We start from the raw sequence: 2522 nt of genomic DNA, 5'->3' as shown, positions 1-2522 counted from the left end.
ACCTCGCGGACCTCGGAGCGGCGGTGCGCGTACCGGTGCTGGCCCCGCGAATCCACCGGCGCGTCCAGGTGGATGCGTCCGGAGGAGGGGCGGGGCTGGGACTGCGGCGCATCCTGGAGCACAGCGATGTGGTGGCTGTCCGTGTGGCCGCTGGCCGTGAGTCACGAGTCCTGTGCGTGGTGGACCTGGGGGAGGCCCGCCGCCGCGCCGCACAACCCAAGTCGCTGCTGTTCTGTCTCCAATGAGGTCAGGGCCGGTGGATAGCCAGGTTTCCAACGCCATCATCAGCCGGCTCCGCGTGGGGACGATTACCCACGTCCGGATCTCCGGCGTCATCGACGAAACATTCCCACTGACGTCCGCCAGCCCGGAGCTGAGCGGGCTGCTGGTGGTGGACCTGGGGCAGGTGGAGCGCATCAGCTCCTTCGGCGTGCGGCGGTGGATTGAGTTCGCCGCCAAGCTGCCGCAGGGGGCCCTGGGCCTCTACGTGGTCCACGCGCCACCCGTCATCGTGGACCAGCTCAACATGGTGGAGGGCTTCGCTGGCGTCGCCCGCGTCCTCTCCGTGTTGGCGCCCTACACCTGCCGCGCCTGCAACGAGGACCGGCTGCGGCTGGTGAACCTGCTGGACGAGGCGCAGGTCATCGCCGAGGAGCGTGCGCCCGACCACGCCTGCCCCGTGTGTCAGGGGCCGCTGGAGTTCGCGGACCTGCCGGGGGAGTTCTTCGACTACGCGCGGCGGCAGCAGTTCGGCCAGGTGGACCCGGTCGTCATGCGCTACCTGCGCGCCAGCATGCCGGCGGAGCAGCCGGAGCTGACGCAGCACCTGAAGATCATCCAGGACGACATCACGTACATCACCCTGGCCAGCGCGCTGAAGGGCGACCTGAACGTGCGCCGGCTGGCGTCGGGCCTGGAGGGCCGCGTCGGCTTCGACTTCAGCCACGTCAGCGCGGTGGAGCCGGAGGCCCTGCCAAAGCTGGAGCAGGTGCTGGAGACGGCGGCGCAGGGCGCGCACGTGGCGTTGTGCCGGGTGCCGCCGCCCGCGCTGGCGGTGCTGGCGCGCTCGGCCAAGGTGTTGCCGGTGCGGCTGGCCACGCTGTGGCTGCCGTGTGACTGCCGCAACTGCGGGCAGGTGAGCCACCAGCGCCTCCAGGCCGCGGACTACCTGGCGAAGCTGCGAGCGCAGGCGGCCGGCGTGGACGTGCCGTGCCCCATCTGCGGCGGCAACGCGCGCGTCCCTCACATGCCCCAGCTCCAGGGGCTGCTGGCGCGGCTGCAGCTGACGGACCGGCCGCTGGAGGAGCTGGAGGCGCTGGAGACGCGCGCCCTCAGTCAGTACCTCTTCGGCGCCACGAACATCGACCCGGCGGCCCGCCAGGGCGCCTCCACGGACATCTCCAACTCGCTGGGCAGCACCAAGCTGAACATCATCCGGCGGCTGGGGCAGGGCGGCATGGCGGAGGTCTTCCTCGCCAAGCAGGTGGGCGTGAAGGGCTTCGAGAAGTTCCTGGTGATGAAGAAGATTCTCCCGCAGTTCGCGGAGAACCCCGAGTTCGTCGACATGCTCTTCGCGGAGGCCCGCGCCAACGCGCGGCTGACGCACCCGAACGTCGTGCAGACGTTCGACGTGGGCGTGTCCGACGGCGTCGCGTACATCCTCATGGAGTACGTGCGCGGGCCGGACCTGAAGAAGCTGGTCATCGAGCTGCGGCGCAAGGGCCTGGCGCTCCCGCTGGAGCACGCGCTGCGCATCGTCGCGGAGGTGGCCGCGGGGCTTCACTATGCCCACGCCTACGTGGACCCGGCGGGCACGCCGCACCCGGTGGTCCACCGGGACGTCAGCCCGCACAACGTCCTCATCTCGCTGGACGGCGCCATCAAGCTGAGTGACTTCGGCATCGCCAAGGTGGCGGGCGAGGAGCACACCCAGGCGGGCGTGCTGAAGGGGAAGATTTCGTACATCTCCCCGGAGGCGGCGTCCGGGCGCGCGCTGGACGCGCGCAACGACGTGTTCGCGCTGGGCGTGGTGCTCTTCGAGCTGCTCACCGGCACGCTCCCGTTCCGCAGGGACCACGACGCGGCGACGCTGCAGGCCATCGTCAGGGATCCCGCGCCCGTCCCTTCGCAGCTCAAGCCGAACATCCCCCAGGACGTCTCCGACCTCATCCTCCGCGCGCTGGTGAAGGACCCGGCGCGCCGCACGCCGTCCGCCGCCGCGCTGCGCGAGGAAATCGAAGCGGTGATGGCGCATCACCGGCTCAACTCGTCGCCCGCGGCGGTGGCCCAGTTCTTCCGGGACACGCTGGGGGACCGGCTGGTGGAGTTCGCGCCGTCCGCCATCAGCGGGACGGGGAGCCACCCGCGCCCGGTGCCCTCGGGCACGGGCAGCGGCAACGTTGGCGGTGGGGAGATGTCCGCGCCCATGGATGGACGGACGCCCAGCAGGGGCAGTGTGCCCGTGGCCGGTAGCCGTCCTGGGATGGGCGGCAGTGGCGGCCTTCCCCGCCCCGGCCCGCCGG

At 71.2% G+C, this 2522-nt stretch carries 1 protein-coding gene and 1 pseudogene; both read left to right on the top strand.

Translation table 11 applies throughout. The features are described from left to right. A pseudogene (locus HV824_RS35520) lies at window positions 1–245 on the top strand (hypothetical protein); the annotation flags it as partial. Window positions 246–256: 11 nt separating this feature from the next. Next, window positions 257–2522, top strand: a 2266-nt coding sequence (locus HV824_RS35515) for a serine/threonine-protein kinase (protein ID WP_176425245.1), incomplete at its 3' end; no start/stop codon positions are given.

This window comes from Myxococcus sp. AM009 (genome assembly GCF_013372605.1).
Lineage (GTDB): Bacteria > Myxococcota > Myxococcia > Myxococcales > Myxococcaceae > Myxococcus > Myxococcus vastator.
The sequence above is the reverse complement of the archived record's forward strand: the minus strand, read 5'-3'. Positions and strand labels throughout refer to the sequence as shown.